This is a genomic window from Streptomyces sp. NPDC059853 (assembly GCF_042731495.1).
Taxonomy (GTDB): domain Bacteria; phylum Actinomycetota; class Actinomycetes; order Streptomycetales; family Streptomycetaceae; genus Streptomyces.
Genome location: NZ_JBHWJL010000268.1, coordinates 1 through 7168, shown reverse-complemented (window position 1 = coordinate 7168; position 7168 = coordinate 1). Strand labels below are relative to the sequence as shown.

Here is a 7168-nt window from a genome sequence, read left to right as displayed (position 1 = left end):
CTGCCGCTCCTCGTCCCGGTCCCGGCGCGGCCCGGACACCCCGGCGGCCCCGGCCGCCGGCTCCCCCGCACCGGTGACACCGGTCACGCCGGTCACGCCGGTGGCCGACGCCCCGTCCGACCCGTCCGACCCGTCCGACCCGTCCGACCCCGCCGCCGACCCGCCCTTGCTCTCCGCCGGCCGCGGCACGCTCACCCCGCCCGGCATGCTCGCCAGCCTGGCCAGCCGTTGCCGCACCGCCTTCACCAGCCGCCCGGCCGTGAAGGACGCCCCGTACACGAACCGCATCGAGGGCCCGAAGGTCGGCGCCGCCAGCAGCCCGGCGAAGAACAGCCCGGGACGCGAGGACTCGAAGCCCGCGTCCAGCTGCGGCGCCCGGGTGCCCAGCACCGCCGTCAGCCCGTCCCGCAGCGCCGGGTCCAGCAGCTCGATCCGGCGCAGATCCGGGACGAAGCCGGTCGCCGCGATCACATGCTCCGTCTCGATCAGCGACCGCCCCTCACCCGGCGTCGCCAGTTCGAGCCGCACCCCGTCCTCGATCCGCACCGCGCGGCGCAGCCGGTGCCCCAGCCGCACCGGCACCACGCCCTCCACCCGCTCCCGCAGCCACCAGGCGCCCGCGGGCCCCAGGGCCGTCGTCGCGATCTTGACCCGGGTGGTCTCCGGCAGCCGGCGCACCGCCCACGGCACCCGCGAGTACGCCCAGCTGCTCCAGCCGGTGCCGAGGCCGCTGTGCGGGGCCCGCAGCCGTGCGACGGGGTTGCGGCGCAGCGGCTGCGGCACCGTGTTCCAGTTGAGGGCGCCGGCCCGCGCCACCACGGTGGGCAGCGCGCCGTTCTCCATCAGCAGCGCCGCCGTCTCCAGCGCCGCCTGACCGGCGCCGATCACCGCCACCTCCTGCCCCTTGAACCGGGTCAGATCACGGTGTCCGGTGCTGTGCGTGGCCAGCTCGGCCGGCAGGTCGCGCAGCGCCTGCGGCAGGTGCACGAACGGCATGACGCCGATGGCCAGCGCCAGCGTGCGGGACAGCATCACCTCGCCGGTGTCCGTCTCCACCCGGAAGCCGTCGCCGTGCGGGGTCACCGAGACGACGTTCTGCTCCTCGACCGGTACCGGCAGCCGCTCGGCGAACCACATGCCGTAGTCGGTGAAGGTCTCGATCGGCAGCGGGCTGCCGTGTTCGGCCCGCTCCTCGCGCTCCGCGCAGTAGGCGGCGAGCGTGTCCCGGCGCGCCGCGTCGGACAGGTTGGACGCCCAGGGCTCCGACTTCAGGAACATCCCGTCGGGCATGTGATCGCGCCAGGACGCCATCGGCCGGCCCAGGATCCGCAGGTCCAGACCGGCCGCCGCCGCGTGCGCGGCGATCGACAAGCCGTACGGGCCGGCGCCTACCACTACCAGGTCGTGCATCGGGGTTCGCCGCTCTCTCTCGCTCGGTTGCGTTGGGGTGAAGGGGTGGGGGCCTGCGGTGCGCGCCGGGTGGCGGGCGCCGGGAAGAGCCGCCCCCACCCCTTGCGGGCGGCCCGCGCCGTCCAGCCGCCGGCCATCGCCGCGAACGGCGCCGGATCGTCCGCCGCGAACCACGCCGTCTCCAGCTGCCGCCCCCGCAGCACCGCCGCGCCCCGGGACGGCGCGCTGAGCACGGCCGGCACCCCGTAGTGCTCGGCGACGAAGGTCCGGCCCGGCACGGGGCGGGCGGCGGGGACCGGCCGCCCGGTGAGGTCCAGGTGCAGCGCCCGCACCACATCGAGTCCGGACGGGTCGGTGAACAGCCGGAACTGCGCGCCGGGACGGGGGTTGACGTCCAGCAGGTGGTACGCGCCGGTGCGGGCGTCGCGGCGGAAGTCGAGGTCGAGGATGCCGTGGTAGCCCAGATGGGCCGCGAGCCGCCGGGCCGCGTCGGCCACCTCCGGGTTCTCCCGCCAGCTGCCCACGGCGGTGGCGCCGGCCCGTACCGGCCAGGCCAGTTCCTTGCGCCCGGTGCCCGCGTACAGCGCGGTGCCGCCTTCGCCGAAGCAGCCGTGGAAGAACCAGTCGGCGTCGCGGCCCCCGGGCAGCCGCCGCTGGAGCAGCAGCGGGCTGCCGGCCCGGGCGGTCGCCGCGTACAGCCGCCGGGCCTGGGCGGCGGAGGTGAGGACGACGGCGCTGCGCAGTCCGCTGTCCTTGGGCAGCAGCCAGGGGCGGCTCCACTTGCCGATCAGCGGCAGCCCCAGCTCGCGGACGGCGGCGGTCACCTCCTCCGGGCTCCCGGGGACGAGCGTGCGCGGGTGCGCCAGCCCCAGCTCCCGGCACAGCCGCGCGAGGCTGGCCTTGTCGGCGGCCCGCTCGGCGGCGCCGGGCGGCAGCCGCGGCAGCAGGTACGCGCCGCGCAGCCGGTCGGCGAGCGCGGCGACGGCGAGCGCGCCGACGTCGTCCATGGGGAAGAGGACGGCGGGCCGCCCGATGCGGTCGGCGGTGCGCAGCAGCAGTTGTTCGACGGCGGCGGTATCGGCCGGCGGAACGGCGGGAAAAGGATGCGCCCGGTGCAGGAAACGCGAGCGGGCGAGCGGGCCGCCGGGGGATTCCGTGAACGCGTGGACCGCCACGCCCGCGCGGCCGAGAGAACGGACGGCACCGAGCGAACCGTGGTGAAAGGGATTGCGGTCGAGGCGGAGGAGCAGCGCGGGCACCCCGGTATCGAGCGGCGACATGCCCCCGATCATTCCCCGTACCCGCGCATACGATCGGCAGCGGCCTCGATCGGCCTATCAGAATGCCTACGTGCGGCCCATTCAAGAGATGGTGTGCTAAATCTCGGATCATGTTCGGACTCGGTGTTGCCTCCACCCTCCTGCTCGCGACCGCGACCACCGCGGTGGCGCCCGCCCCGGCTGTGTCCTTCGGCGCGTTCCTGGGCTCCGGGCAGGAGGGGGTGGATCGCTCGGAGCTGCTGGAGGAGTGGCTGGGCGGTACGGAACTGACGGTCGGTCACACCTACCTGCCGGGCGACCTGTGGTCGAACATCGAGGGCAGGCCGGAGTTCCTGGCGCCCTGGGCACAGTGGCGGCGGGAGAAGGCGGAGCGGCTGTTCGTCCTGAACGTCCCGATGCTGGAGCGCAACGAGGACGAGCTGCCGGACGAGGAGGTGCGGGAACTGCTGCGCGCCGGCGCGTCGGGCGGGTTCGACCACCACTTCGCGACGCTGGCCGAACGGCTGGTGGCGGCCGGGCTGGGGGACGCGGTGCTGGTGCTGGGGTGGGAGATGAACGGGACCACGTACACGCACCGGTGCGCGCCGGACCCCGAGGCGTGGAAGCTGTACTGGCGGCGCATTGTCACCACGATGCGCGCCGTACCGGGGCAGGCGTTCCGTTTCGATTTCGCCCCGAACAGGGGCACGGACGCGATCGGCTGGGACCAGTGCTATCCGGGGGACGATGTGGTGGACATCATCGGCATGGATTCCTACGACCAGCCGCCGGGTGAAACGTTCGACGAGCACATCAGCCAGCCGTACGGACTCCAATACCACGCGGATTTCGCGGCGGAACGCGGAAAGCCGGTGTCATTCCCGGAATGGGGTCTGTTCCGCAACGGGGACAACGCCACGTACATGCGGCGGATGCTGGAATGGATCGACCACGTCCAGCCCATTTATCACACCATCAGTGATTACTGTCCGCACGGCGTATGGCAATGCCTCCAGAATCCGGCCTCCTCGGAGGTGTTCCGCGCCACGCTGTCGGCGGCATCCCCCGAACCCGCCCCCGGACGCGGCCCGCGCCCCGGCACCACCGACCCGGACCCGGGCCGCGGCCCCCGCCCGGGCGCGGGTTAGGCGCGGACCCCGTACGGAGTTCCCGGTGCCGGTGCCGGGTGTGCCGGCCCGGTGGGGCTCACCGTCCCGCGTGCGTGCCGTGGGGTGACAGGCCGAGCAGGGGGAGCCACACCGTGTCCACGATCTCGACGATCTTCTCGTCCGGCACCGCTCCCATGGTCATCAGCATGTCGTGGCGTACGAGGTCGAAGGGCAGGTTCACCACGCGTTCGGGACGCGGTACATCCGTGAGCTCGCCGCGCTCGACGGCGCGGCGGACGAGCGTCGCGAAGGGGGGCGTCCGGTCCCCGGGGCGCAAGCGGCCGCGCAGGTCGCTGAAGTCGGTGCCGGTTTCGCGGAAGTAGTCCGCCAGCTGGACGCGCATCAGTATCACCGCGCGGTGCCGCTCGGCGTTGACCGTGCGCAGGAAGGTGAGGGCGTCGTGGCGCAGGCTGCCGGTGTCGGGGAGGTCCAGTGGACGCCAGTGCCGGGCGAGTGTGGCGATGAGGAGCCCTTCGCGCTGCGGCCAGCGCCGGTAGAGCACCGGTTTGCTGGTTCCTGCCCGTGCCGCGATGGCCTCGTAGGTGAAGCCGTGGTAGCCCAGTTCGACCAGGACCTCCCAGGCGGCATCGGTGATCGCGTTCTCCAGGACGGCGCCCCTGCGCCGGGTGGGGGTGCCCTCCGTGCCCCGCTCACTCACCACTACCCCCGGTGTCCGTTGTCATGAGGATTCTCCCCGTAGGTGGATGCGCTTGCGTACCTGAAAACGCAGCCATACGCTGGTGAACATAAGAAACGGCACTGTATCTTAAAGGCGCCGTGCTCCGCACAGAGGAAACGCGCATGTCCATGATCAATGCCGCGCTCGTGGAGTCCTTCGACGAGCCGCCGCACTTCCGCTCCATCCCTGCCCCCGAGGCCGCCCCCGGCCAGGAACTGGTGGACGTCCTCGCCGTCGGTGTGCACCGTGCCACCAAGGGAATCGCCGCCGGCAAGCACTACACCAGCCCCACAACGCTGCCCGCCCTGGCCGGCGCCGACGCCGTAGTCCGCCGGGCGGACGGCAGCCTCGCTTTCGTCATGCCGATGGGCGCGGGCTCTCTGGCCGAGCGCATCGCCATCGACCCGGCGACCGCCATCCCCGTCCCGGACGGAGCCGACCCCGCACTCCTGGTCGCCACCATGAACCCGGCCCTGTCCTCGTGGACCGTACTGCGGACACGCGTCCCCTTCCAGGCCGGGCAGTCGGTCCTGGTGCACGGCGCCACCGGCAACGCCGGCTCGATGGCCGTCGAGGTCGCCAAGCACCTCGGCGCGGCGCGGGTGATCGCCGCCGGACGCAACCGCACCCGCCTCGGCCAACTCAGGGAGCACGGCGCGGACGACATCGTCCACCTCGCCCCCGACCAGGACGCCACCGCGGCCGCGCTCGCCGAGGCCGCCGCAGAGGTCGACGTGGTCCTCGACTATGTATGGGGGCCTCCCACCGAGCTCGCCATGCGCGCCGTCCTCGACGCACGTACCCAGCACACCCGGCTGCTCGACTGGGTACAGATCGGCGGCATGGGCGGAGACACCATCACGCTGTCCGGACACGCCATGCGCTCCAACGCGTTCCGCGTCCTGGGCAGCGGCATCGGAGCGGTCCCCATGGACGTCATCCGGCGGGAGTTCGCCGAACTCGTCGCCGCGATCGCCGCGGGCGGCATGGCCGTGCGCCCGCACCCGTTCCCGCTCGACCGGGTCGAGGCGGCCTGGGCCCACCAGGAAGCACCCGGCGAGCGCACCGTCATCCTCCTGTAAGACACCCGCCGCCCCGCGACGATCCGGACCTCGCCGGCTACGGCCTGGTCGGGAGCCGCGAGCACCGCCCCGGGACGAGCCGCTCCGCCCCGCGCCGGGAACCGGAGGACGCGTACGACCGGGGGCACCGGGGCCGAGGCGGCGGGCCGGCCCGGCTCACCGGGAGGAGAGCGAACGGTGCGTACGGGGTGAGCGGGACGTACGGGGCGCCTGGTCGGGCACGACGGTGGCCGCCGGAGCCGGGCCGCGGCCGTCCGCCCGCACCAGCAGCACCAGCAGCCCCACCACCAGACCGGCCACCAGACCGACCGCGGTCCGCACCAGCGGCGTACTGGAGACGGGAGCGGCCGACGGCTGGGCGTCGGCGAACACGGCGAGGCGGGCCCCGGTGCTCTCCGCCGCGTCATTGCCGTACGCGATCAGCGCGCGGGCCACGGCGTTGGCCATCTCGGCCGCCCGCGCCCCGGAGGTGGCGGTACCGGTGATCTCGATCATCGGCGCGTCGGGGGAGGTGGCCGCCCGCACCCCGCCGCGCAGCCCGGCGAGCGTGACCCCGGCGTCCGCCTGAGCGGTCGTCAGGACCGCGTCCCCGGTGGCGATCCGCCCGAACGCCTGCGCCGTCCCGACAGCCGCGGCGGGATCGGTCCCCTCCGCCTCCCGGACGACGACATAACCGCTGGCGGCGTACTCCCGGTCGGCGACCAGCCCGTACCCCGCGCCGCCCAGCGTCCCGGCCAGGGCACACAGGAGCAGCGGCCACCACACGGGCAGCGGCTGCGGGAGCCGCGCCCGAACGGCGCGCAGGCCGGCCCGGGCGCTCGCCGGGAGCGGCGGGACCGGCGGGAGCCAGGTGGTGCGGGTGGTACGGAGGAGGGCCGGTGTTCTCCGCGAGGACCGCCGGAACCGGGCGGCCCGGGCGGTACGGAGACGGGCCACGGCCGCACGCGGCCGGAACGACGGGAACCGCCGGTCCCTCCCGTGCCGGGCGGCAGCCGGAGCGGCGAGCCCTTCCCGGGCGTCCCGCCCCGCCCGGCCGGGTCGGGCCTTTCCAGCGGCATCCGGCGGAACGCTCGCGGTCCCGGCTGACGAGCCCTCCGCGGCCGGCACGCCGCCGGTTACCGGCCGGCTCGTCCGTGACGTCTCGGGCTCCGGGCCGCGACGCGTACGGGGTGCCGTTCCCTGAACGGATGTGGCGTCGGCCGTGCTGCCCGCCGGATGCGGGAGCCCGCTGTCCGGGCGGGCTTCGTCCGCGGGCTGTTCCGCTCCTGCCGCCGCCCCGCCGTTCTCCGCGCCGTCCGCCGATACCCCGTCGTCCCTGACCCGTTCCGCCTCGTCCCGTCCGGAACCGGCGTCCGGCGCCGTCGCGCGGCAAGCGCCGCCGCGGGGGCGACCCGGGACAGCCGTGGCCGGCCGCGCGCGGCGCTCACGCTTCAACCGGACGAGACCGCGCCCGGCCCGGTGCGCCGACAGCGGCCGACGGACACCGACCAGCACCCTCAACAGCCAGGGATTGACCTCAAGCCGGACCACTCCCGCAAGGAGGAGCCCGGACGCCGACCGCTCGACGAC

At 74.4% G+C, this 7168-nt stretch carries 6 protein-coding genes; 2 read left to right on the top strand and 4 right to left on the bottom strand.

The features are described from left to right. Together ACFV5N_RS22270 and ACFV5N_RS22265 are read right to left on the bottom strand one after the other, a co-directional pair. The coding region (locus ACFV5N_RS22270) for an NAD(P)-binding domain-containing protein (RefSeq protein WP_385602628.1) at positions 1-1410 on the bottom strand (1410 nt) is incomplete at its 3' end. After that, entirely contained in the window at positions 1395-2690 is a 1296-nt protein-coding gene (locus tag ACFV5N_RS22265; RefSeq protein WP_385602625.1) for an ATP-grasp domain-containing protein, read from the bottom strand. The genes ACFV5N_RS22265 and ACFV5N_RS22270, both read right to left, overlap by 16 nt. A gap of 110 nt (positions 2691-2800) precedes the next feature. Here ACFV5N_RS22265 and ACFV5N_RS22260 point away from each other — a divergent pair, with 110 nt between their 5' ends. Then, the gene (locus ACFV5N_RS22260; protein ID WP_385602622.1) at positions 2801-3817 is read left to right on the top strand and encodes a glycoside hydrolase family 26 protein; all 1017 of its coding nucleotides are present in this window, start codon (positions 2801-2803) and stop codon (positions 3815-3817) included. A 58-nt stretch (positions 3818-3875) separates the two neighbouring features. On the opposite strand, the gene ACFV5N_RS22255 is transcribed toward ACFV5N_RS22260, so the two are convergent. Further along, positions 3876-4499, bottom strand: a complete 624-nt coding sequence (locus tag ACFV5N_RS22255; RefSeq protein WP_385602619.1) for a TetR/AcrR family transcriptional regulator — start codon at positions 4497-4499, stop codon at positions 3876-3878. 140 nt (positions 4500-4639) lie between these two features. Here ACFV5N_RS22255 and ACFV5N_RS22250 point away from each other — a divergent pair, with 140 nt between their 5' ends. Further along, on the top strand, positions 4640-5599 hold the full coding sequence (locus tag ACFV5N_RS22250; protein ID WP_385602616.1) for a zinc-binding alcohol dehydrogenase family protein: 960 nt from the start codon (positions 4640-4642) through the stop codon (positions 5597-5599). A 156-nt stretch (positions 5600-5755) separates the two neighbouring features. Here ACFV5N_RS22250 and ACFV5N_RS22245 read toward each other — a convergent pair whose 3' ends face one another. Continuing rightward, positions 5756-6535, bottom strand: coding sequence for a lipopolysaccharide biosynthesis protein (locus tag ACFV5N_RS22245; RefSeq protein ID WP_385602613.1), 780 nt, complete (start codon positions 6533-6535; stop codon positions 5756-5758). Positions 6536-7168 lie beyond the last annotated feature (633 nt).

Excerpts from the sequence above, each read along its gene's own strand:
- ACFV5N_RS22250 (WP_385602616.1), top strand. The coding sequence starts at position 4,640 with ATGTCCATGATCAATGCCGCGCTCGTGGAGTCCTTCGACGAGCCGCCG.
- ACFV5N_RS22265 (WP_385602625.1), bottom strand. The coding sequence starts at position 2,690 with ATGTCGCCGCTCGATACCGGGGTGCCCGCGCTGCTCCTCCGCCTCGAC.
- ACFV5N_RS22260 (WP_385602622.1), top strand. The coding sequence starts at position 2,801 with ATGTTCGGACTCGGTGTTGCCTCCACCCTCCTGCTCGCGACCGCGACC.